General features: G+C 60.6%; 23 protein-coding genes. 5 read left to right on the plus strand and 18 right to left on the minus strand.

The window, feature by feature from the left end; translation table 11 throughout:
* Positions 1-158 precede the first annotated feature (158 nt).
* Positions 159-1,235: an ABC transporter substrate-binding protein gene (locus tag JBO08_RS26675; protein WP_065882516.1), complete on the minus strand. Its 1,077-nt coding sequence runs from the start codon at positions 1,233-1,235 to the stop codon at positions 159-161.
* 347 nt (positions 1,236-1,582) lie between these two features.
* Between JBO08_RS26675 and JBO08_RS26680 the strand changes: the two genes are divergently transcribed.
* Complete coding sequence (locus JBO08_RS26680) at positions 1,583-2,296, plus strand: UTRA domain-containing protein (protein ID WP_065872609.1); 714 nt, start codon at positions 1,583-1,585, stop codon at positions 2,294-2,296.
* A gap of 154 nt (positions 2,297-2,450) precedes the next feature.
* Here the strand turns inward: JBO08_RS26680 and JBO08_RS26685 are convergent, their stop codons facing one another.
* The 9 genes from JBO08_RS26685 to soxR all read right to left on the minus strand — a co-directional run bounded on the left by JBO08_RS26685 (position 2,451) and on the right by soxR (position 9,266).
* Positions 2,451-3,410 (minus strand): metal ABC transporter solute-binding protein, Zn/Mn family, encoded by a 960-nt coding sequence (locus JBO08_RS26685; RefSeq protein WP_065872608.1) that lies wholly within the window; start codon positions 3,408-3,410, stop codon positions 2,451-2,453.
* Positions 3,410-4,309 (minus strand): metal ABC transporter permease, encoded by a 900-nt coding sequence (locus JBO08_RS26690; RefSeq protein ID WP_049709157.1) that lies wholly within the window; start codon positions 4,307-4,309, stop codon positions 3,410-3,412. Before JBO08_RS26690 ends, JBO08_RS26685 begins: the two co-directional genes overlap by 1 nt.
* The gene (locus JBO08_RS26695; protein WP_065882517.1) at positions 4,306-5,052 is read right to left on the minus strand and encodes a metal ABC transporter ATP-binding protein; all 747 of its coding nucleotides are present in this window, start codon (positions 5,050-5,052) and stop codon (positions 4,306-4,308) included. The genes JBO08_RS26690 and JBO08_RS26695 overlap by 4 nt, the downstream gene beginning before the upstream one ends.
* Entirely contained in the window at positions 5,049-5,981 is a 933-nt protein-coding gene (locus JBO08_RS26700; protein ID WP_065909842.1) for a metal ABC transporter substrate-binding protein, read from the minus strand. Before JBO08_RS26700 ends, JBO08_RS26695 begins: the two co-directional genes overlap by 4 nt.
* Positions 5,982-6,000: 19 nt before the next feature.
* A complete protein-coding gene (locus JBO08_RS26705) occupies positions 6,001-6,561 on the minus strand; it encodes a DUF6162 family protein (protein ID WP_049709154.1) in 561 nt (186 codons plus the stop codon).
* Complete coding sequence (locus tag JBO08_RS26710) at positions 6,558-6,887, minus strand: hypothetical protein (RefSeq protein ID WP_065872604.1); 330 nt, start codon at positions 6,885-6,887, stop codon at positions 6,558-6,560. Before JBO08_RS26710 ends, JBO08_RS26705 begins: the two co-directional genes overlap by 4 nt.
* The gene (locus JBO08_RS26715) at positions 6,884-7,420 is read right to left on the minus strand and encodes a thiamine pyrophosphate-binding protein (protein WP_065872603.1); all 537 of its coding nucleotides are present in this window, start codon (positions 7,418-7,420) and stop codon (positions 6,884-6,886) included. Before JBO08_RS26715 ends, JBO08_RS26710 begins: the two co-directional genes overlap by 4 nt.
* Complete coding sequence (locus tag JBO08_RS26720; RefSeq protein WP_065882522.1) at positions 7,417-8,619, minus strand: PepSY domain-containing protein; 1,203 nt, start codon at positions 8,617-8,619, stop codon at positions 7,417-7,419. The genes JBO08_RS26715 and JBO08_RS26720 overlap by 4 nt, the downstream gene beginning before the upstream one ends.
* 197 nt (positions 8,620-8,816) lie before the next feature.
* Entirely contained in the window at positions 8,817-9,266 is a 450-nt protein-coding gene (gene soxR / locus JBO08_RS26725; protein ID WP_065882524.1) for a redox-sensitive transcriptional activator SoxR, read from the minus strand.
* Between the two features lie 101 nt (positions 9,267-9,367).
* Between soxR and JBO08_RS26730 the strand changes: the two genes are divergently transcribed.
* Positions 9,368-9,733 (plus strand): antibiotic biosynthesis monooxygenase, encoded by a 366-nt coding sequence (locus tag JBO08_RS26730; protein ID WP_065872600.1) that lies wholly within the window; start codon positions 9,368-9,370, stop codon positions 9,731-9,733.
* Here JBO08_RS26730 and JBO08_RS26735 read toward each other — a convergent pair.
* From JBO08_RS26735 to msuE, 4 genes are all read right to left on the minus strand, one after another.
* Entirely contained in the window at positions 9,722-10,825 is a 1,104-nt protein-coding gene (locus JBO08_RS26735; RefSeq protein WP_049709147.1) for a sigma-54-dependent Fis family transcriptional regulator, read from the minus strand. The two genes, JBO08_RS26730 and JBO08_RS26735, sit on opposite strands and share 12 nt — an antisense overlap.
* Positions 10,826-10,836: 11 nt before the next feature.
* Positions 10,837-12,024 carry an acyl-CoA dehydrogenase family protein gene (locus tag JBO08_RS26740; RefSeq protein ID WP_065872599.1) on the minus strand — a complete coding sequence of 396 codons (1,188 nt, stop codon included), beginning with the start codon at positions 12,022-12,024 and terminating at the stop codon, positions 10,837-10,839.
* A gap of 184 nt (positions 12,025-12,208) precedes the next feature.
* Entirely contained in the window at positions 12,209-13,354 is a 1,146-nt protein-coding gene (ssuD, locus tag JBO08_RS26745; RefSeq protein ID WP_220075222.1) for an FMNH2-dependent alkanesulfonate monooxygenase, read from the minus strand.
* 9 nt (positions 13,355-13,363) lie between these two features.
* The gene (msuE, locus tag JBO08_RS26750) at positions 13,364-13,927 is read right to left on the minus strand and encodes an FMN reductase (RefSeq protein ID WP_220075221.1); all 564 of its coding nucleotides are present in this window, start codon (positions 13,925-13,927) and stop codon (positions 13,364-13,366) included.
* Positions 13,928-14,326: 399 nt separating this feature from the next.
* On the opposite strand from msuE, the gene JBO08_RS26755 reads away from it, so the two are divergent.
* The 3 genes from JBO08_RS26755 (at position 14,327) to JBO08_RS26765 (ending at position 17,848) form a co-directional block, all read left to right on the plus strand.
* On the plus strand, positions 14,327-14,596 hold the full coding sequence (locus JBO08_RS26755; RefSeq protein WP_065872597.1) for a hypothetical protein: 270 nt from the start codon (positions 14,327-14,329) through the stop codon (positions 14,594-14,596).
* 233 nt (positions 14,597-14,829) lie between these two features.
* Positions 14,830-15,990, plus strand: coding sequence for a cysteine desulfurase family protein (locus JBO08_RS26760; RefSeq protein WP_065872596.1), 1,161 nt, complete (start codon positions 14,830-14,832; stop codon positions 15,988-15,990).
* 49 nt (positions 15,991-16,039) lie between these two features.
* Positions 16,040-17,848 carry an aminopeptidase P family protein gene (locus tag JBO08_RS26765; RefSeq protein ID WP_220075220.1) on the plus strand — a complete coding sequence of 603 codons (1,809 nt, stop codon included), beginning with the start codon at positions 16,040-16,042 and terminating at the stop codon, positions 17,846-17,848.
* 51 nt (positions 17,849-17,899) lie between these two features.
* On the opposite strand, the gene JBO08_RS26770 is transcribed toward JBO08_RS26765, so the two are convergent.
* The 4 genes from JBO08_RS26770 to rhtA all read right to left on the minus strand — a co-directional run bounded on the left by JBO08_RS26770 (position 17,900) and on the right by rhtA (position 20,702).
* The gene (locus JBO08_RS26770) at positions 17,900-18,490 is read right to left on the minus strand and encodes a 2-hydroxychromene-2-carboxylate isomerase (RefSeq protein WP_065891421.1); all 591 of its coding nucleotides are present in this window, start codon (positions 18,488-18,490) and stop codon (positions 17,900-17,902) included.
* A gap of 35 nt (positions 18,491-18,525) precedes the next feature.
* The gene (locus tag JBO08_RS26775; protein ID WP_065872594.1) at positions 18,526-19,257 is read right to left on the minus strand and encodes an SDR family oxidoreductase; all 732 of its coding nucleotides are present in this window, start codon (positions 19,255-19,257) and stop codon (positions 18,526-18,528) included.
* 111 nt (positions 19,258-19,368) lie between these two features.
* Positions 19,369-19,650, minus strand: coding sequence for a hypothetical protein (locus JBO08_RS26780; RefSeq protein ID WP_049709138.1), 282 nt, complete (start codon positions 19,648-19,650; stop codon positions 19,369-19,371).
* A gap of 164 nt (positions 19,651-19,814) precedes the next feature.
* Positions 19,815-20,702: a threonine/homoserine exporter RhtA gene (gene rhtA / locus JBO08_RS26785; protein WP_065872593.1), complete on the minus strand. Its 888-nt coding sequence runs from the start codon at positions 20,700-20,702 to the stop codon at positions 19,815-19,817.
* Between the last annotated feature and the right edge of the window lie 216 nt (positions 20,703-20,918).

The raw sequence follows: 20,918 nt of genomic DNA on the forward strand, positions 1-20,918 counted from the left end.
GTAGGCTTGACTCAATTTCTCTGACACAAACGGGTCAAATTGTGGGAGCTGGCTTGCCTGCGATGGCGGTGCATCAGTCGACACAGAGGTTGAATGTCAGACCGCTATCGCAGGCACGCCAGCTCCCACACTGACTGCATTTCAGGCCGGGAGCCTGATTACTTCATCTCTACGATGACCTGCTCGTTCCACAACTGAGGCAGCTTCTTGGAAGTCGCCTCCCAGGCATCGGCATCCTTGATCGGCTGCGGGTTGGCCTTGGTGTACTGCTCGCCCGGGATCAGGTTCTTGGCGATATCGGCCGGCAGTTTCAGGTCGGTTTCAGCGCGGATCGGACGTGCGTTGCCTTTCGCCAGGTTGAGCTGGCCGGCATCGCTGAAGATGTATTCGCGAGTCAGCTTGGCGGCGTTCGGGTGCTTGGCGTATTTGTTGATGATGGTGGTGTAGCCGGATTTAACCGAACCGTCCGATGGGATCAGCACTACATAGTCATCCGGGTTGGCCATCTTGGCCTTATAGCTCAGGCCGTTGAAGTCCCAGACGATACCCACTTCGACTTCGCCTTTTTCCATGGTGGCAATGGTCGGGTTAGAGAGGCCGAGACGACCTTGCTGGGCAATCTTGGTGAAGAATTGCAGGCCTGGCGCGATGTTCTTCTCGTCGCCTTTGTTGGCAATGGCGGCGGCGAGTACGGCGTTGGAGGCTTGGGCCGCGGTGCTCACGTCACCGACGGAGACCTTGTATTTGCCGGTCTGCAGGTCAGCCCAGCTGGTAGGCACCTCGGAACCGTGCAGCAGCTTTTTGTTGACGATAAACGCGATGGTGCCGGTGTAGGCCAATGCCCAGTGACCGTCTTTATCTTTCGCCCAATCCGGAATCTGGGCCCAGGTCGACGGTTTGTACGGCTGGGTGACTTCCTGCTTCACCGCAATCGGGCCGAAGGCTGCGCCCACGTCGCCGATATCGGCACTGGCGTTGTCTTTTTCGGCTTTGAACTTGGCGATTTCCTGGGCCGAGCTCATGTCGGTGTCGATGTGCTTGAGGCCGTAGGTCTTGGCCAGGTCTTCCCAGGTGCCTTTCCAGTTGGCCCAGTCATCGGGCATGCCGACGCTGTTGACGGCGCCTTCCGCTTTCGCGGCGGCTTCCAGAGTTTTTAGATCGGTATCAGCGGCCATGGCGACGGTGCACATGGCAATGGTCGAGCCTAACAGTGATGCCAGGAAAAGCTGTTTCATCCGAAGCTCCTTTGGGCGTTTTCAACGCGGCGGTTTTTTCTACGGTGTTGTTGGTCTAGGTCAGAGCAATACCTGAGCCAATCTAGACGCGATGGATGACAGTTTCATGTCGATGTCGTTTTCAAAGCGCCGATGTCGCAGCGCGCAGGCTTAGCGTAGACCATGCCCAAGTGCCCGCTGCGGTTGGACTTGGCCGATGTATTGCAGGGTGTGCTGTGCGGGATCGACGCGGACTGTCATCTGTCGGTCATCTGTAATGCCTAGGCTGGCACGCAGCAGCGCAAGCCCAATTACGGAGCGGTTTGTGCACCTGATCGGTGCTGGTCTAGTCCAGATAGGTAACGTTGATGCGTGATGAGGCAATCAAGGCGGTGACATCCATCGGCCTGGCGCTGCAAGAGCAGATCGACCACGGCCTGCTGCCGCCTGCAAGCAAACTGCCCGCCGAACGCAAGCTCAGCGAGTTGTTTGGTACCACTCGGATTACCGTGCGGGAAGCCTTGTTACAACTGGAGGCCCAAGGGCAGATCTATCGCGAGGAACGTCGCGGCTGGTTTGTCTCGCCGCCACGGCTGGCCTACAACCTGATGCAGCGCAGCCACTTTCACGCCATGGTCGGTGACCAGGGGCGGGTGGCTTCCACTGAAGTGATCTCTGCACGGCTGCAACCGGCGTCGGCGGCGGTGTGTGCGTGGTTGCAGTTGCCGGCGTTGTCCCGCGTGATCCAGATCTGCCGGGGCCGGCGGATTGATGGGCGTTTGGTGTTGTATGTGGAGCACTACCTGAACCCGCAGTATTTTCCGGGCATTCTGGACTGCGACCTGAACCAGTCGATGACCGAGCTGTATGCGCGCAAGTACGACTTGCACTATGGGCGGGTGCGTTTCGAGATTGTGCCGACGTCATTGCCGGTAGAGGCTGCCGCTGCGTTGCGTGTGTCGGTGGGCAGCCCGGGCTTGCGGATAGCCCGGGTCAATTATGACCAGCACCAGAGGCTGATCGATTGCGACCTGGAGTTCTGGCGGCATGATGCCATCCATGTCGGCGTGGATGTGGTGTGACATTCAGGCGGGGACTGATTCAACTGACGCACAGCGATCTAAGTGTGGGAGCTGCGATAGCATCAACTTGACCTGTCTGGTGTACCGAGGCGCCTGCATCGCAGGCAAGCCAGCTCCCACATTTGAACCAAGCTCGACATGATGGATCGCTCACCTATGGCGTGAGTGCCTTGATCACCTGATCCACATTGGTCTCCAACTCCGTCACCGGCTCCGCACCGTCGACATTCAGTACCAACAATTTCGCTTCCCCCGCCGTCACAGCGGCCTTCACCGCTTCACTCGGCTGACGATGATGCAGCACCACCGCCACATCGTTGTCCTTCAACTCTGCGCTAAGTTTCTGCAAAGCCTCAGGCGTCCAATCCGCGTCAGGCCGTGCATCGGTGCTGAGCACTTCCAGGTTCAAACTGCTGACCAGATACGCGAAGTGGTCGCTCAGGCTGACCACGCTGAGATTATCCGCCTTGGCCAGCCGCGCTTCGCTGGCGGCGCTCAGTTTGAGCAGGCGCTGCTTGAGGGCGGCAAGGTTGGCGTCGATCTTCGGCTTGGCGTCGGGGCTCAGGCGGCTCAGGTCCGCGGCCAATACATCGGCCATGCGTCCCATATTGTTACTCGACTGCCATGGCTGGCTGTTCAAGCCATCGGTGACGCCCGGCTGCACGGCGATGCCCGGCAAGCCGCCGTCCACCGGGCGTGCGGCGTCGACTTCGACGATGCGGATATTGCTGCGTCGCGCCACCGGGTACAGCGGGTCGTCGGCCCACAGCGAGCGCAGGCCAATAGTGGCGTCGGCGTCCAGCGCCAACGCGCTCAATGCCGGCGCGCCACGACCGGTGAAGTAGGACACCTGCCGCGAACCGGGCAGGTTGGCCGGGGCGGCGCGCTCCAACTGCACATCGGTGCCTTTGAGCAGCACCTCGGCCAGGCCGTAGGTGATCGGCAGCGAGGCCAGGACCTTCACCGGTTTTACGGACTTGGCCTTGCTCAGTGCGGCGTGACCCAGGCCGGGATGGATTTTGAGGGTCTTGGGTTCTGCACCATCGACAGCCAGTGCCGAAGTGCTGATCAAACAAGCGATGGCCAGGGCCAATGGACGAAAGACAGGGCGCATTATCCAAGATTCCCTTTGAGGCTGGGCACTGTACCGCGCGCGATGGCGGCCAGGGCGAAGGCGATACCGGCAACCAGAATGATCGCGGCGCCGGATGGGATCGGCAGGTCGAAGATGATCGGCAGCAGGATCCCGCACAGTGTGCTGACGGTGGCAATCACCACCGAGACCCAGAAGAACCCCTTGAGCGACTGGCTCAGCAGGCGCGCCGCTGCGGCCGGAATCACCAACAGCGCGCCTACCAGGATCGCGCCGATGACCTTGACCGCCGCGACGGTGATCAGTGTCACCAGAATCACAAATAAGTAATCCAGGGTCTTCACCGCCACCCCGCGCACTGCCGCCAGTTGCGGGTTAAAGCTGGCCAGCATGATGCGGTTGTACAGCGGCAAGGCCAGGGCCATCACCAACGAGCCGACAATCGCCAGCACCAGCAGGTCATTGCCATTGACCGTCAGCACCGAGCCAAACAGCACGTTCTCCAGAATATGCACGTTGATCTTGCCGGCGAGGATCAGCAACAGGCTCGCGCCCAATGCCAGTGACACCGACAGGAACACACCGATCAAGGTATCCGGCGCCAGGCCGGTGCGGTTGCGCAGGTAGTTGAGCAGGATGCCGAACAGCAGGCAGTAGCCGAACAGGCTGCCATAGGGCCCGGTGTAGGGTTCGCCCAGCAGAATACCCACGGCCACGCCGGTCAGCGCGGCATGGCCGACCGCTTCGGAGAAAAACGCGAAGCGCTTGACCACCACCAGCGTGCCCAAACCACCCAGCACCGGGCCGATCAGCAGACCGGCGAGCAGCGCGTTGACCACAAACCCATAGGCCAGCGCCTCCGGCAGATAACCGGAAGAGGCCCAGCCCTGGACCATCAAGCGAAAGGCTTCATAACTCATTGCGCCGGGCTCCGAGGGTGGGTGGAGAACAGGGTCAGCAGGCGATCCGGGGTCAGCGCCTCTTTCGGCGTGGCGTCGAACAGCACGCGGCGGTTCAGGCCGGTGACGCGGTCGGCCAGGCGGCCCACGGCTTCCAGGTCATGCTCGATCCACAGCACGGTGATCCCTGCCAGGCGCCAGTCACTCAGCAGGCGTTCGAACACTTGGATTCCGGCTTCGTCGAGCGCCGACATCGGTTCATCCAGCACCAGCAGTTGCGGCGCCGGGATCAATCCCTGGGCCAACAACACGCGCTGGCGTTCACCGCCGGACAGGGCGCCCATGCGCCGCTTGCGTTTGTCCTGCATGCCAACGCGCTCGAGCGCATCACCTATCGCGCCGGCGTAATGTTTGGACAGGCCAAGAAACGCAGGGCGCCGCTGGCACATGGCGGCCATGAAATCATCAACGGTCATCGGCAATCCGCGGTCGAACTCCAGGGCCTGGGGCACATATCCGATGGTGCCGGGAGTGGTCGGCCAGTGCAGGCTCAACCGCCCCTGATGCGGCGTTTGCCCCAGCAAGGTCTTGATCAGCGAGCTTTTGCCACCGCCGTTGGGGCCGACCAGCGCGTGGATGCTGCCCGGTTGTACCTGGAAGCTCACGTCATCAAGGATCACGGTACGACCCAGGGTCAGCGACACCTTGTCGAACGCCAGCGTCGGGCCGACGCTGAGCGCATTCAGTTGCTGCGCCGCGGTCATGACCCGGACTCCTGGATTGCGCGGACCACGGTGTTGAGGTTGCCGGTCATTTCCACTTCGTACTTTTCAGCGCTGTATTCGCCGTAGGAAATATGCGACAGCGGATATAGCTTGACCCCGGACTCACGCTGGATGGTGTCGACGTAGGTGGACGGGAAGTCCATCTCCGAGAAGATTACCTTCACGTCCAGTGCGCGTAGTTCATCAATAGTTTTCTTCAGCTGGCTGGGGCTTGGCTCAATGCCGTGGGCCGGTTCGACCACGGCGGTGACTTCCAGGCCGAATTCGCGCAGCAGGTAGTCGTAGGCCGCGTGCACGGTGGCCACGCGCAGGTCCGGGTTGGGCGCGCTGGTCAGCTTGGCCAGGGCATCGGCGCGCATCTGGCGCAGGCGCTTGCCGTAGGCGCGGGCGTTCTGGGTGTAGGTCTTGGCGTTGTCCGGGTCGAGCTTGCCCAGTTCGCGGGCAATGTTGTTGACCTGGGCAATCGATGCGCTGATCGACAGGAAGGTGTGCGGGTTGACCACCTTGCCCGCACCGCGCGCGGCATTGCCGGTGGCGGCCAGCAGCGGCACATTGGCGTTGGCTTCGATCACCGGAATGTCCGGGCGCTCGCTGGTGGCGATCATGCGATCGGCGAAATCATCATGGCCGACGCCGTTGAGCACGATCACGTCCAGGGTGCCGATGCGCTTGATGTCCTCGGCGCGGGGCTCGTAGGCATGCGGGTTGAAGCCGGCCGGAATCAGCGGCACCACCTCGGCCTTGTCGCCGACGATATTGGCCACGTAGCTGTAATAAGGGTGAAGCGTGATGCCGATACGCAGGCGTTTAGCCGGCTCTGGGTTGGAGAGTGCATTGGCCAGGGGAGCGAGCATCAGGCTGAGCAGACCAACCAGCAACAGACGCAACAGGGGAGATGAAATAGACATGGGCAATCGGTCTTCTCGTTCAGTGACGGTGCTGGCGGGTGACGCCGGCATCGAATTGCGCGACCACCTGCTGCCAGCCGGCTGCGATCAGCGCCTGGTCAGTGAGGTCGGAAGGGGCGGCGAGGTTGGCTTGGCGATTGAGCCAGATATCCGGTTCGGCACCGTGCACGCGCATGAGCAGCGAGCCGCTGGTGCCGGGCACTTGGCTCAAGCCCAGGTAGGCCGAGGGTTCCAGCAACTGCCAGCGATGATCGCCACGGCTGACCGAGCTGGCGTCCTGGGCAAACGGCGCGAAGCCCTCTTCGGCCAGTTGCGCCGGGGTGGGCAGTGCACTTTGCTCCTGCTGCAACAGCTGGATCTCATCCAGGGTCACCCGCAGGTCGGCGTAGATGCCTTGCTCGGCGGCGCTCAGGTCGCGACGGGCGTCCAACTGGTGGCTGGGCACGGCCGCGACTTCCTGGGTTTCACCGTGCAAGGCCACCACCGTGCCGGCCACCGCAAGGATGATCAGGCACAACAGCAGCACGTAGAGGGTTTCGTGACCGGCCCCGGCGGGGCGTACAACCTGTGTGGTACTCATTGCGGCTGGATATCCGCTTGGTCGATTTCCACCACGTGGCCCGGGCCTGCATCAAACAGCACATAGAACTCGGCGGACGGCTTCTTGAAGGTCAGGGTCGAGTCTTCGCCAAGCTTGCCGGGCACCAGGATGGTTTCGTCATAGCCGATCACGTCCAGGGTCACGCCGGGCGCGCCGCTACCGTCAGAGAAACCGCCTTTGCATTGGATCTGCTCGCCGGGAATTTCCTTGCACTCGCACATCGGGTTGTGGGCCAGGGCGACGGTACTGAAACCGGCGCAAGCCAACAGGACGGCACAGGCGCGGGTCAGGCGCATCAAAGTCATGGTTTAACTCCTTGCTTGTTCAGCCAGGCAATGGTGGCAGGCGAGGCCTGGCTCAACGGGATGGAACCTTGGTGCATAGCGCCGTCCCAGCCTTCCATGGTGACCCACAGTTCGGCGTCGGCTGGTGTGCGTTCCGGGATCGGCAGGGCAGCGCCCATGCGGTACGGCGTACCGAAGAAGATCACCCCAGCGGCCCGCAGGCTGCGTGGCTTACCGATACGCAGGTAGGTGGCCTTGACCTGGTCGGCGCAGGTGGCGCACAGGGCAGCGTTGAAAAACTTCATCGGGCCGGCCGGGTCTGGGCGCGGTCCTTCATTACGGAATTCGGCGAGGGTCAGGCTCCAGGGCCCGACCTGCACTTCACCGGCCACACGCTCGCCGATGCCAGTGTCGCCGCGAAACAGCGCTGCATCGGCGAAGTACTTGGGCATGAAGCCCAGCGGCACAAGCAACAACAGCACATTGATGTGGAAGCGCCATTTCAGCCAGAAGGCCCGCAGCGGCGAAGGCTTTGCGGTAGCGACCTTGCTCATGATCGAGCCTCCGAGGTTTCAGCCTGCCTGGCCGGAATGGAAACAGGCTTGCGCTGGGTCTTGGCTTCGCGCTTGAGCGCATTGAGGGTGGCCAAAGCGGTGCGCTTGGTCCAGATCAGCAGGCCGCTCAACACCATCATGCTCATGACCAGGCCGAAGAATGCCCAGATCAGTTTGATCCACAGCCCGCCAAAGTCGCCGGTGTGCAGCGGGCGCATGGATTCGGTCACGAACTCCAGCTTTGAACGGTCGGACAGCAAGTGCGCCGCAGCGACTTCGCCGTCATACGGGTTGATTTGCGCGGTCTGGAACATCAGTGGGTACCAGCCTCGCCCGCCAATCTGCAGGTGGCTGTAGGCATTGAGCGGCAGGCTGATGAAACTCGGCTCCAGGCCAGGAATACGCTGGGTGGCGATCTTGATCGCCTCGTCTACCGGGATCATCGGCGCTGGCACGCCGGGTGCCGACATCGGCACTTTCTCCCGGGCAATCACTGGGATGACGGGTTCGGTGGAAATCGAAATCTGGTTGTCGCCCAGGATCGCCCGGATCAAGAACCAGATGCCGGTGATAGAAATCACTGCGATAAACCAGATTGACCAGATACCGCTCAAGCGGTGGAAATCACCCCAGAAGATCCGCGCGCCATGGCGCACACGCAGGGTCGGGCGCAGGAAACCCTTCCAGAACTTCTTGTACACCACCAGTCCGGTGACCAGCGACGCCAGCAGCGGGATGCCGAGCGCCGACACCAAATACCAGCCCCAGCTGTAGCCATTGGTAAACGGCACCAGCCACCAGCCGTGCAGGGCGCGTGTGAATTGCTGGAAGTTGAAGGACGGGCTGATGCCCTGGATCGCTCCGGTGTACGGGTTGACGTAAACCTCCACGGAGCGCCCGTCGGGGTAGCTGAGGTCGACGCTGAGGGCGAAATGCGATTCATCAGGGCGGCTGATCGACTGGACGAATACCTGAGGTTCATCGCGTTTGATCGCGGCGATCACCTGGTCGTAACTCAGTGGCTCGGCATCGTCGGACGGCTTGCTCGCACGGATATCCGGGTTGGCCAGCCAGACGATCTCCTGGCTGACCACCGCCAGGGTGCCGGTGACGCAGACGATCAGTACAAAGAACCAGATGGGCAATGCCAGCCAGCTATGCACGAGAAACCAGAGTTTGGAGCGTGACTTCTTCGACATGTGAATGAGGGTCTTGATCGGAGGGGGGCAGTGAAGGCCCAGAAAAGGCCAGTCGTAGCTTTTGCTGACGCGACAGGCTGTATCTAAGTTAAGACGGATGAGAATGAGAAATCCCTAACCCAGATATGAAAGAAAATGTTTCAGGTTCACATTCAGCGCGTTCGAACACCTGCACCCACAGTGATTGGGGGGGCAGGTCAGGTTTCGGGTGTTGGCTCAAGTAATTGAGCTCCAGGCCCACGCTCACCCAACTGATCATCCTGATTACGCAACGGACACGCTTCCATCGACAGGCACCCACAGCCAATACAACCACTGAGCTTGTCCCGCAGCAGCATCAGCTTATTGATGCGCTCGTCCAGGTCCTCCCGCCACAGCGCCGACAACCGCTCCCAATCCTGAGCGTTGGGCGTGCGTCCATCCGGCAACGTTTGCAACGCGTCACCAATGGTTGCCAGCGGAATCCCCAGACGCTGGGCGATCTTGATCACCACCACGCGGCGTAATACATCCCGTGGATAACGGCGTTGGTTGCCCGCGTTGCGATTGCTCTTGATCAGCCCCTTGGCCTCGTAGAAGTGCAGGGCCGTGACGGCCACACCGCTGCGTGCTGCCAATTGGCCGACAGTGAGTTCTTTTGTAATCATGCAAAAACCCCCAAACAGCGCTTGACCTTGACTTAACTAGAGGTTTTACCCTGCGTGGCATCGAATCACAAGATTCTGCCTACAGAGGAAGGGGAGTGTTCATGCAGGTAACAGAGAAGAATCGCAGTTTCACTCAGGTGATCGAGTTTCAGATCGAGCCCCAGCAACAACTCGCCCTGGTGGCGGCCTTGAGCACCCAGAGTGAGCGTCTGGCGCAGGGCCATGGCGGTTTTATCAACGCAAGTGTGCAGGTCAGCGATGACGGGCGGCGGGTGTTGAATTACCTGCAATGGCGCACGCGCGAAGACGGCGAGGCGGCCTTTAAGTGCTTTGAGCACGGTGAGGAAGATTTCTGGACGCTGATTCGCGCCCACCAGGCGACCGCCGTGACCTTTGGTTCGTTCCAGGTGCTGCGCAGTATTGAGCGCAGCCATGACAACGCGTTGCACTGCCGCCTAAATGGATAAGTGCAGCATGCGCTCGCCCTGCACGTTCTCGCCAGGGCGGCGCTTGTTGACCGCCAGCTCGCCGATCTTGATCAAGCGGGTGCGCGTGACGTTGCGGCTCAGGCCCAACAGATTGGCGGTGTGCACCTGGTTGTAATGGCTGAAGCGGTAAGCGGCGCGGAGCAGGGCGTCTTCAACCTTTTCATGCAGGGCCCCGGCCTGTTCCTCGAACAGTTTCTGGAAGGCGCGCGCCAGCAACGCTTCGGCGCTGTTGTCGGTGCCGTGTTGGCTGTCGTCCTGGCGCTCGATGCGCATGTTCGACAGGCGCAAATCGTCGCGTTCAATCAGGCCGTTGCGGCAGATCAACAGGGTGTGGTGAATCACGTTTTCCAGCTCGCGGATATTGCCCGGCCAGCTGTAGCTTTTGAGTTTGTGCTCGGCTTCGCGGCTGATGGTGATCGGGCCATAGCCAAGGCGTTGGCTGTAGGCTTCGATGAAGTGCCGGGTCAGCGGCAGGATATCGCCAGGGCGGTCGCGCAGCGGGCTGAGTTCCAGGCTGACCACATCGAGACGGTAGTAGAGGTCTTCGCGGAAATGCCCGGCGTTGATGGCTTTTTCCAGTTGCACGTTGGTCGCGGCAAGCACCCGCACATCAATCGGAATGCTCTTGCGCGAACCCAGGCGAACCACCTCGCGCTCTTGTAGGACGCGCAGCAGCTTGACCTGGATCGCCATCGGCAAATCGCCGATCTCATCGAGGAACAAGGTGCCGCCGTCGGCCTCTTCAAACCAGCCGGCCTTGGCACTGAGGGCGCCGGTAAAGGCGCCTTTTTCATGGCCGAACAGTTCGGCTTCCACCAAAGATTCGGAGAACGCCCCGCAGTTCACCGCCACGAACGGCCGGTTACGCCGCGCACTGAGGTTATGGATATGGCGCGCCACCAGCTCTTTACCGGTGCCGGTCTCGCCGATGATCAGCACGCTGGCTTCGCTGGGCGCCACTTGCTGGATATGGTCGAGCAGCGCCTGGGATTTCGGGTCTTCGAAGACCTGTGCCGTGGCGCGGATCGACGTCGCAAGGGCGGGCGAGGGCGGTAAGGTCAAAAGCTGCATGGGCACCTCTCTTAGGAATAGAACGTCGGAATTGGCAGGGATTGGTTCAACGCCCAATCCCCCAGTTCATGGAGCTTGTAGTCCACCGGGTCGTGCAGGGTCTGCGTGCGCAAGTTGCGCCAGTGACGGTCCAGGCGCAGCGAAGCATGGGTGGAGCGCGCGCCGGTGACTTCGAACAGGCGGCTGCATAGCTCCAGGCCTTGGCGGGTCGCGGCCACTTTGGCGGTGGCGATGGCAATCGCCAATTGGCCGCGCTCGTGTTCGCTGAGGTTCGGCCCCTTGGCCCAGGCTCGATCGAGCAAGTCGGCGGCGCGTTCGACTAGAAGACGCACGCCTTCCAGCGCCACCCAGAACTCGCCGTAGTGATGCAGCACGTAAGGGTCTTGGCGAACATCTTCGGCGCTGGATTTATGCCACGAACGGGTTTCGGTAAGCGTGTAGTTGCGCGCCTCTTCAAAGGCGCCCTCGGCAATGCCGAGAAACATGTGCGTGAACGTCAGTTGGGCGATCAACGGGCGCAGGCAGGCGAAGGGCGTACTCAATGGGCCGGGATCGAGCAGCAGTTCCGATTCCTCGACGCGCACCCGTTCGAAGCTGGCGCTGCCGCTGTCGGTCTGGCGCTGGCCGATATTGTTCCAGTCGTTGTGCAACGTGATGCCGCTGCGACCACTGGGAATGGCAGCGATCAACAGCGTGCCGCCGGCGGTCTCATCCACCGCTGAGGCAATCAGCATTTCCGAGTCGCTGGCGCCGGAGCAGAAGCTCTTTTTGCCGGAGAACTCGCGCCAGCCGCCAAAGTCCTTGACCACCGTGCGCGTGTCCAGCGGGTTGAGGGCGTTGCCCCAGAACCAGTTTTTGCGTGCGGTCTGTTCGAACCAGGGTTGCCATTGCTCCGGGCGCGAAAACAGCCGCACCGTGGCGAGCATCAGGTGGTGAAAGCCAAAGACATGGGCGATGGAGCTGTCGACCTTGGCGAACTCGCGGACGATTCCAAGGGTGTCGCTCCAGCGTGCGCCGAGGCCGCCGTATTGGGTGGGAATGCTCAGGGCCAGCAGGCCGCTCTGGCGCAAGGCGTCGCGTTCGGCCTTGGGTGTGCCAGCACGCTCGTCACGTTCGACGGCGGTGAGAGCGAACTCGGCGGCCAGCAGTTTGGCGGTCTGCAGCGGTGAGGGCAGGACGCTGTGGGGTTTGGCTGTCACGCGGTGTTCCTCAATTAGGTCAAAGGCCAAGCGCTATCTGATGGGTGATGAACGTCAAATGTGGGAGCTGGCTTGCCTGCGATTGCATCACTGCGGTCCTACTGGCAGATCGCGTCGCCTGTATCGCGGGCAAGCCCGGCTCCCACAGAAAACCAGGCTCTACCTTCAGCAGATGTAAACGTCCTCAGGTCTTGTTAGTCGTTGGCAATACATCGTTGGCAATCATTTCGCCGAACGGGCCAGTGAGGTTGGTGATGCCACGTCCGGCCAGGCTGGCATAGGGTTCCGGCAGCAATGGAAACACCCGTTCAGCAAAGCGATAGGCTTCTTCCAGATGCGGGTAGCCGGAGAATATGAAGCTCTCGATGCCCAAATCCGCGTATTCCTTGATGCGCTCGGCCACTTGTTGCGGGTTGCCGACCAGCGCGGTACCGGCACCGCCGCGCACCAGGCCGACGCCTGCCCACAGGTTGGGGGCGATTTCCAGATTGTCGCGGCGCCCGTCGTGCAGGGCGGCCATGCGGCGCTGGCCCTCGGAGTCAAAGCGTGCGAAGGACTTTTGCGCGGTGGCGATGGTTTCGTCGCTGATGTGCTCGATCAACTTGTCGGCGGCTTTCCAGGCGTCCTCTTCGGTCTCGCGCACGATCACATGCAGGCGTATGCCGAACTTCACAGCGCGCCCGTGGCGCGCGGCACGTTCACGCACATCCGCGAGTTTTTCGGCGACGGCGGCAGGCGGTTCGCCCCAAGTCAGGTACACATCGACCTGCTCGGCGGCGAGATCGTGGGCGGCGTCGGAAGAACCACCGAAATACAGCGGCGGATAAGGCTTCTGCACGGGAGGGTAAAGCGCTTTGGCGTTCTGGACCCGCAGGTGTTTGCCTTCAAAATCTACCGACTCGCCCTGCAATACGCGGCGCCAGATCTGTAGGAATTCGTCGGAGACTTCGTAACGTTCGCTGTGATCGAGGAAGCTGCCGTCGCCACGGTTTTCGTCAGGGTCGCCGCCGGTCACCACGTTGATCAGCAAGCGGCCGTTGGACAGACGATCAAGGGTCGCCGCCATGCGCGCCGAAACGGTCGGCGAGATAATCCCCGGACGAATCGCCACCAGGTAGCGCAGGCGTTCGGTCAGCGGCACCAGCGCCGAGGCGATGACCCAGGAGTCTTCGCACGAGCGTCCGGTAGGAATCAGCACGCCGTGGTAGCCGAGGCTGTCAGCCGCCTGGGCGACTTGTTTCAGGTAATTGAGGGTGACGGGCCGCGCACCTTGGGTAGTGCCCAGGTAATGACCGTCGCCGTGGGTGGGCAGGAACCAGAAAACATCCATGACAAATCCTTAAGCGATTTTCAGCAGAGAGGAGGAATGCGCAGCGAACAAAGGCGCAGCGCGTTCTGCCGCCAGTTGAATACGGGCTTTTAATAATTCACTGGTGATTTGATAGTCTGTGAAGTCGGCTTCGGTGGCGTACACGCCAATCGGCAGGGTCAGTGCCTGGAAGAAGCTGAACAGCGGGCGCAGTTGGTGATCGAGTACCAGCGCATGGCGTTCGCTACCGCCCGTGGCAGCCAGCAATACGGGTGTGTCGATCAATGCGTTAAGGCCGACCAGATCAAACAGGTGCTTGAGCAAGCCTGGGTACGAACCGCGATAGACCGGCGCGGCGACAATCAACAGGTCGGCTTGTTCGATGGTGAGCAATTGGGATTCGACCTCAGCCGGCAGTTCATCACGCGACAGCGCACCGCCCAATGGCCGCGCAATATCACCCAGTTCGATCAGGGTGGTCTGGATCGGCAGCAAGGTGGCCAGTTCAGCCAGTATGGCTTGGGTCAGTACGAGGGTGCGAGACGGGCGCCAGGTTCCGCCGGAGAGGGCAACGACATTCAGGGGACGGGTCATGAACAGTTCCTTTTTCAACAGTGGTTTGCCGCAGGTTAAGTGCAACCGGTTGAGCAAGAGCTGTACCAACGGGGGCAGGCCTTGATTGGCGGGGGTTGTAGCTCACTGCTGAAAAATGCTGCTGTTGTCTGACTGGTGATTTGTTGAACGGCTGTTGCCAGGGCAACAGTTGCGTGGGCAACAGTGCCGTTGGGGCGTAGCGACATTTATAGAGGGTTAGTTTTATTCCGTAAATGAACGTATTTCCATATTTATAGATCATAAAGAAATATGAAGGCGCCGCTATCGGAGGTGCCTTGGCGGTTGATAGCAACTATCACGGGAGGTGATTTTTCACCGTGCGAGGGCGGGAGTAGCCTGTGTTCATTGACTCGAAACCTCTTCTGCAGGGCTACCGCCATGAACCGATTCTTCGCTGTTTCCTTATTGATTGTCAGCTCTGTCCTTGCCGGATGTGCGACCCATCCTTCGCCTGAATTGCGCCCTTACACCGCGGAAGAAACCAGACAGTTGTCCCTGGAAGCGTTAAGCCGTCGTGGGTTGTCGTTTGATGAGTATCAACAACAGCGCGCGGCACTGACCGGCCAACCACAGAAACCTTTCGGTTTTGATCGCCAGGGTGAAATGAACGCCGAACGCAGCGTGACCCTGCATGGTCGTCCCAGTTGAGCCTGCGCTCAGCGGCAAAAAGCCCGAGGCTTCCTTTAAGGAACCTCGGGCTTTTTGTTTGCCATGGCGCGACTTCAGCCTGTTAAGCTGAATTTCAGGAGCGTTCCTACGCACATTTTCATAAAGTGGTCCTTCTTTAATGGCATCCGATCGGTTAAACCTGACGACCTCTGTTCCGGTCGGTGCCCCTGAGACGCTGCTCTCGGGAACCTGCTCTGCGAGTTTTTAACGTCATGAATAAACGTCCGTTGTATTTCGACTACGCCGCCACTACCCCGGTAGATGAGCGGGTTATCCAGGTGATGGTCGAGTGCCTGGGCTTCAATGCCAACTTCGGTAACCCTGCGTCCAGTTCCCATGCGTTCGGCCAAGCGGCCCGGCAAACGGTTGAGCAGGCGCGTCGCCAAGTGGCCGAACTGGTCGGTGCTAATCCCGAGCAAATCGTCTGGACCTCTGGCGCCACTGAGTCCAACAACCTGGCGATCAAGGGCGTGGCCCAGGCGCGGGGTGTGGCGGGTGGGCATATCATCACCAGCCAGATCGAACACAAGGCTACGCTGGATACCGCACGGCAGCTGCAGGAAGCCGGCGTGGCGGTGACCTATCTGGTGCCGGACGCGGATGGGTTGATCAGTGTCGACGCGGTCAGCGAAGCGTTGCGCGAAGACACCTTCCTCGTGTCGCTGATGCTGGTGAATAACGAACTGGGCACCCTCAACGATATCCCGGCCATCGGCGCTCGCGTGCGTGAGCATGGCGCGCTGTTGCATGTGGATGCGGCGCAAGGCGCGGGTAAGGTGGCGATCGACCTTGCGCAGTGGCCGGTGGACCTGATGTCGTTTTCCGCCCACAAGCTGTATGGCCCCAAAGGTATCGGCGCTTTATATGTTGGGCCGCGGGCGCAGCAGAAAGTCTTGGCGCAGATTCACGGCGGTGGGCACGAAGGCGGCCTGCGCTCCGGCACCCTGGCAACCCACCAGATCGCCGGCATGGGCACTGCGTTCGCCCTGGCGGCGGCGTCTTTTGCTGAGGAAAAAGCAGTGATCGTCGCCTTGCGCCAGCGCCTGCTGGATCAGTTGGCATCGGTGGCGGGCGTGCGCCTGAATGGTAGCGCTACACAACGTATTCCCCACACCCTGAGCCTCACGTTCAGTGAAGGCGAATTCAACTCCGCTGCGCTGAGTGCGGGGATCGCGTTTTCCGCGACCTCGGCCTGCAATTCGGCGAGCAATGCACCGTCCCATGTGTTGCTGGCGCTGGGCCATGATGCTCGCAGTGCTGGCCGTACCATTCGCTTGAGCCTGGGCCGGTTTACCACCGAGCAGGATATCGACCAGGCGGTGCAATTGATCAAGGCTTCCCTGGCCAGTGCGCCGGCGTTCTGGGCGGTCTGATTCATCTATCGCAACACATAATAATTATTCGTGGTTAGCAGGAGACACAATGAGTACGCAGCCTTTGACCCATGGAACGGTTACCCAGCGCCTGGCGCATACCCGTGAACTGATGAGCCGCGAGGGCATTCATGCCTTGCTGGTGCCGTCGGCCGACCCACACTTGTCCGAGTACCTGCCGGGTTACTGGCAGGGGCGGCAATGGTTGTCGGGGTTTCATGGCTCGGTGGGAACGCTGATTGTCACCGCGGATTTCGCCGGTGTGTGGGCCGACAGCCGTTACTGGGAGCAGGCCACCAAGGAACTCAAGGGCAGCGGCATCGAATTGGTGAAGCTGCAACCGGGCCAACCTGGCCCGCTGGAGTGGTTGGCCGAGCAAACGCCGGAAGGTGGTGTGGTGGCGGTGGATGGTGCGGTGATGGCTGTGGCCTCGGCGCGTACCCTGGGCGGAAAATTGGCGGAGCGCGGTGCACAGCTGCGTACTGATATCGACCTGCTGAGTGAGGTCTGGAAAGACCGCCCGGCGTTGCCGGACCAACCGATCTATCAACACCTGCCACCGCAAGCCACCGTCAGCCGTGGTGAAAAACTCGCGGCACTGCGCGCCAGCTTAAAAGAGAAGGGCGCCGACTGGCACTTCATCGCCACCCTGGATGACATTGCTTGGCTGTTCAATTTGCGCGGCGGTGATGTTTCGTTCAATCCGGTGTTTGTGTCCTTTGCGTTGATCAATCAACAGCAGGCCACGCTGTTTGTGGCATTGAGCAAAGTCGATGCCGAGTTGCGGGCAGTGCTGGAGCTGGATGGCGTGACACTGCGCGATTACAGCGAAGTGGCAGAGGCGTTGCGCGCGGTGCCGGCGGGCGCCAGTTTGCAGGTCGACCCAGCGCGCGTCACCGCCGGCTTGCTGGAAAACCTTGATGCCGGTGTCAAGCTGGTCGAAGGACTCAACCCCACCACATTGGCCAAATCCCGCAAGAGCCTGGCCGACGCGGAGCACATCCGCCAAGCCATGGAGCAGGACGGCGCGGCCTTGTGCGAGTTTTTCGCCTGGCTGGACAGTGCGCTGGGTCGTGAGCGCATTACCGAACTGACCATCGACGAACACCTGACCGCTGCGCGCACCCGTCGCCCGGGTTATGTGTCGCTGAGTTTCAACACCATTGCCGCGTACAATGCCAACGGTGCGATGCCGCATTACCACGCCACTGAAGAGGAGCACGCGCTGATCGAAGGCGATGGCTTGTTGCTGATTGATTCGGGTGGCCAGTACCTGGGTGGCACCACGGATATCACCCGGATGGTGCCTATCGGTACGCCGAGCGAAGAGCAGAAACGTGACTGCACCCGTGTGCTCAAAGGTGTGATTGCGTTGTCCCGTGCGCATTTCCCAAAAGGCATCTTGTCACCGCTGCTGGACGCGATTGCCCGCGCGCCGATCTGGGCCGAAGGCGTGGACTACGGCCACGGTACCGGGCACGGTGTAGGCTATTTCCTCAACGTGCATGAAGGTCCGCAAGTGATTGCCTACCAGGCTGCCACTGCCCCGCAAACGGCGATGCAGCCGGGGATGATCACCTCCATTGAGCCGGGCACTTACCGTCCGGGACGTTGGGGCGTGCGTATCGAGAACCTAGTGTTGAACCGCGAAGCGGGCAAGACCGAGTTCGGTGAATTCCTCAAGTTTGAAACCCTGACCTTGTGCCCGATCGACACGCGCTGTCTGGAACCGTCGCTGCTGACGGCGGACGAGCGAGAGTGGTTCAATGCTTACCACGCCGAAGTGCGTGAGCGCCTAAGCCCATTGCTCAGTGGCGCGGCGCTTGAATGGCTGCGGGTGCGTACGGCGGCTATCTGATCGCTTGCCGTTCCGGCGCCTTGATCAGGGCGCCGGCTATAGTGCCGACAGCTAACTCAGGGCTTCGCGCACAAACTCCAAACGGTCCTGACCGAAGAACAGCTGGCTGCCTACAAACATGCTGGGTGCACCGAACACGCCGCGCTTAACGGCCTGTTCGGTGTTGTCCTTGAGGGCCGCCTTTACAGCGTCGTCATTGGCAAGGGCCAGGACCTTTTCTGGATCGAAACCGTGCTCGGCAAGCACGGCAGCCACGACCTCGGGGTCTCCCAGGTGACGGCCCTCTACCCACAGGGCACGGAACAGGCAATCCACAAAGTCGTCGAATCGTTCAGGTTGGTGCAATTGGATGCCGGTGACTGCACGCATCAACATCAGCGTGTTGATGGGGAAGTGCGGGTTGAACTTGAGCGGTACGTTGTAGCGACGTGCATAGCGCGCCAGGTCATCAAACATATAGCGACCTTTTGCGGGAACGGTGATTGGAGAGGCGTTGCCGGTAGCCTTGAAAACACCGCCCAGGAGCATGGGCTGATAAACCAACTGCGTGCCGGTTGCCGCGCACAACGCCGGTAGCTGGGTGTAGGCCAGGTAGGTGGCAGGGCTACCGAGATCAAAGAAGAATTCCAGGGTTTTACTCATGGTCGATGCTCGCTGCTTATTGTTATGGGGCATGCTTACCAGGGTTCATTCCAGGGGCGCAGGTCCAGTTCAAATGTCCAGGCGTCACGTGGCTGGCTGTGCAGGTACCAATAGTTCTCTGCGATATGCTCGGGGTTGAGGATGCCGTCCTGGTCCTTGAGCGCGTACTTCTGCGGGAAATTGTCGCGAATGAAGTCGGTGTCGATGGCGCCATCGACCACGATATGAGCAACGTGGATGTTCCTGGGCCCCAATTCCCGCGCCATGCTCTGCGCCAGCGCCCGGATGCCGTGCTTGGCGCCGGCGAATGCGGCAAAACCCGCCGCACCGCGCAGTCCCGCGGTGGCACCCGTGAACAGAATGGTGCCTCGATTGCGTGTGACCATGCGCTTGGCCACTTCGCGGGCATTCAGGAAACCGGAGAAGCAAGCCATCTCCCAGATTTTGAAATACTTGCGCGCGGTTTCTTCCAGGATGCTGCAGGGCACGTTGGCGCCGATGTTGAACACGAAGGCCTCTATAGGGCCCACTTCGGTTTCGATGTGTTCGATCAGCGCGATGACGTCTTCTTCTTTGCGCGCATCGCAGGCAAAGCCATGGGCTTCGCCGCCCGTCAATTGGATGCTGTCAACTAACGGCTGTAGTTTGTCGGCGCTGCGGCGGGTCACGCAGGCGACGTAGCCTTCGCGGGCGAAGCGTTTGGCAATGGCGCCGCCGGTTGCATCACCGGCGCCTACTACCAAGACGATTTTCTTATTGTGCGTCATGGGAACTCCCTTGGCTCGAATGTCGAGCAGGAGTCTAGTCGCAGATGTGCAAAGGGCCGGGTTTGTGTCGGAAACTAGATGTGAGCAGCCAGGAGGTGACTGCTCAAGCGATTACTTACAGATGACGATCATGCTGCGGCTGGTGTAGCCGGCAGGGTTGAGGCCGAAGGGGTAGTCCCCTGGCTCCTCGGAATTGTCACCGGACTTTGCGATTACCCGGTAGCCCTTGGCGCCGCAGGCGTTGGTAGCACTGGTGTAGCACTGGTCCCAGGAAGAAGACAGGCCGGAACAGTTGATATGCAGCCCTTTTTTGCCACGTTTTACTTCTGTCTTGGTGGTCGCGGCGCAGCCAGCAATGGCCATGACCATTAACAGTATCAAAATTCGCTTCATTCCTATCCTTAATAGCCGCCTCGCAAAGAGTGAAGCTTGCTCTACTCGCTCTCGGGTGTCGCGTTCGCGCTGTCCTTGTCGAAATTCTCCATGAAAGACATTCGTTTACGGCTTAAACATGGCCTAAATGCGCGCCAAATGCCAGAGCTACATTCAAACAGATTTCAATCCGCTGGAACCAACGGCTTTGACTCGCTGCGCATCGTTACCGTGGCACCTACGGAGGCCAGAATGATGCAAGTAATTGCCAGCCACTGCGCCAAGGACAGGTGCTCGTGCAGGAAGAACAGGCCAGAGAGCGCGCCAAACGCCGGTTCGATGCTCATGAGGGTGCCGAAGGTGCGGGCGGGGAGGCGCGTCAGTGCGACCATTTCCAAGGTGTAGGGCAGGGCGGTGGACAGGATAGCGACACCGATGGCGACCGGGATCAGCGCGGGAGTCAGTAACGCGCTGCCTGCATGGACGATGCCGATCGGCGCGACAAACAATGCGGCAATCATCACGCCGAGGGCGGCGGTTTGTACGCCGTTGTCATTGCCGGCTTTCTGGCCATACAGAATGTAGAGCGCCCAGCAGACCCCAGCGCCCAGGGCGTAGCCTGCGCCTACCAAGTCGATGCCGCTGCTGGCCTCACCCATTGGGATTAACAGGAGCAGGCCGGTGATCGCGAGGGCTATCCACAGAAAGTCTACCGCTCGACGCGAGGCGTAGATCGCCACGGCAAGCGGCCCGGTGAATTCCAGGGCAACGGCAATACCCAGGGGCACGCTGCGCAAGGACATATAGAAGAGGAAGTTCATGCCGCCGAGTGCCATTCCATAGACGATCACCGTGCGCAGGGACTTGGCTGTCAGTTTGGCGCGCCAAGGACGCAATAGAAGCAGCATGATCACACTGGCGAAAATCAGACGCAGGGTCGTAGTGCCTTGTGCGCCGACGAGAGGGAACATGCTCTTGGCCAGCGAGGCGCCGGATTGGATGGAAGCCATGGCGATCAGCAACAGGCCGACAGGGAACAATGTCGAGCCCAGGCTGCGGGGGGAGGTATTCATTGGGTGTACGTCCGAGGTCATATTAAGAGAAGCGTCGGCGCTATGATGCTTAACTGTCGGGGGTTGAGCAATATATTGCTCAATTATCCTAGTAGGCAACTTACAGAGTGCGAGTTTTGAGGTTTTCAGCCACTTTGATAGAAAAACAAAATTAAGGGTTGACGGCAGATTCTGGAAGTCTATAATTCGCCCCACTTCCGGCGCAGTCGAAACGGA

Source organism: Pseudomonas sp. LAP_36 (assembly GCF_019456785.1).
Lineage (GTDB): Bacteria > Pseudomonadota > Gammaproteobacteria > Pseudomonadales > Pseudomonadaceae > Aquipseudomonas > Aquipseudomonas tritici.

Bases quoted from the DNA above. Each gene is read 5' to 3' on its own strand.
- JBO08_RS26675 (WP_065882516.1), bottom strand. From the start codon at position 1,235: ATGAAACAGCTTTTCCTGGCATCACTGTTAGGCTCGACCATTGCCATG.
- JBO08_RS26680 (WP_065872609.1), top strand. From the start codon at position 1,583: ATGCGTGATGAGGCAATCAAGGCGGTGACATCCATCGGCCTGGCGCTG.
- JBO08_RS26685 (WP_065872608.1), bottom strand. From the start codon at position 3,410: ATGCGCCCTGTCTTTCGTCCATTGGCCCTGGCCATCGCTTGTTTGATC.
- JBO08_RS26690 (WP_049709157.1), bottom strand. From the start codon at position 4,309: ATGAGTTATGAAGCCTTTCGCTTGATGGTCCAGGGCTGGGCCTCTTCC.
- JBO08_RS26695 (WP_065882517.1), bottom strand. From the start codon at position 5,052: ATGACCGCGGCGCAGCAACTGAATGCGCTCAGCGTCGGCCCGACGCTG.
- JBO08_RS26700 (WP_065909842.1), bottom strand. From the start codon at position 5,981: ATGTCTATTTCATCTCCCCTGTTGCGTCTGTTGCTGGTTGGTCTGCTC.
- JBO08_RS26705 (WP_049709154.1), bottom strand. From the start codon at position 6,561: ATGAGTACCACACAGGTTGTACGCCCCGCCGGGGCCGGTCACGAAACC.
- JBO08_RS26710 (WP_065872604.1), bottom strand. From the start codon at position 6,887: ATGACTTTGATGCGCCTGACCCGCGCCTGTGCCGTCCTGTTGGCTTGC.
- JBO08_RS26715 (WP_065872603.1), bottom strand. From the start codon at position 7,420: ATGAGCAAGGTCGCTACCGCAAAGCCTTCGCCGCTGCGGGCCTTCTGG.
- JBO08_RS26720 (WP_065882522.1), bottom strand. From the start codon at position 8,619: ATGTCGAAGAAGTCACGCTCCAAACTCTGGTTTCTCGTGCATAGCTGG.
- soxR (WP_065882524.1), bottom strand. From the start codon at position 9,266: ATGATTACAAAAGAACTCACTGTCGGCCAATTGGCAGCACGCAGCGGT.
- JBO08_RS26730 (WP_065872600.1), top strand. From the start codon at position 9,368: ATGCAGGTAACAGAGAAGAATCGCAGTTTCACTCAGGTGATCGAGTTT.
- JBO08_RS26735 (WP_049709147.1), bottom strand. From the start codon at position 10,825: ATGCAGCTTTTGACCTTACCGCCCTCGCCCGCCCTTGCGACGTCGATC.
- ssuD (WP_220075222.1), bottom strand. From the start codon at position 13,354: ATGGATGTTTTCTGGTTCCTGCCCACCCACGGCGACGGTCATTACCTG.
- msuE (WP_220075221.1), bottom strand. From the start codon at position 13,927: ATGACCCGTCCCCTGAATGTCGTTGCCCTCTCCGGCGGAACCTGGCGC.
- JBO08_RS26755 (WP_065872597.1), top strand. From the start codon at position 14,327: ATGAACCGATTCTTCGCTGTTTCCTTATTGATTGTCAGCTCTGTCCTT.
- JBO08_RS26760 (WP_065872596.1), top strand. From the start codon at position 14,830: ATGAATAAACGTCCGTTGTATTTCGACTACGCCGCCACTACCCCGGTA.
- JBO08_RS26765 (WP_220075220.1), top strand. From the start codon at position 16,040: ATGAGTACGCAGCCTTTGACCCATGGAACGGTTACCCAGCGCCTGGCG.
- JBO08_RS26770 (WP_065891421.1), bottom strand. From the start codon at position 18,490: ATGAGTAAAACCCTGGAATTCTTCTTTGATCTCGGTAGCCCTGCCACC.
- JBO08_RS26775 (WP_065872594.1), bottom strand. From the start codon at position 19,257: ATGACGCACAATAAGAAAATCGTCTTGGTAGTAGGCGCCGGTGATGCA.
- JBO08_RS26780 (WP_049709138.1), bottom strand. From the start codon at position 19,650: ATGAAGCGAATTTTGATACTGTTAATGGTCATGGCCATTGCTGGCTGC.
- rhtA (WP_065872593.1), bottom strand. From the start codon at position 20,702: ATGAATACCTCCCCCCGCAGCCTGGGCTCGACATTGTTCCCTGTCGGC.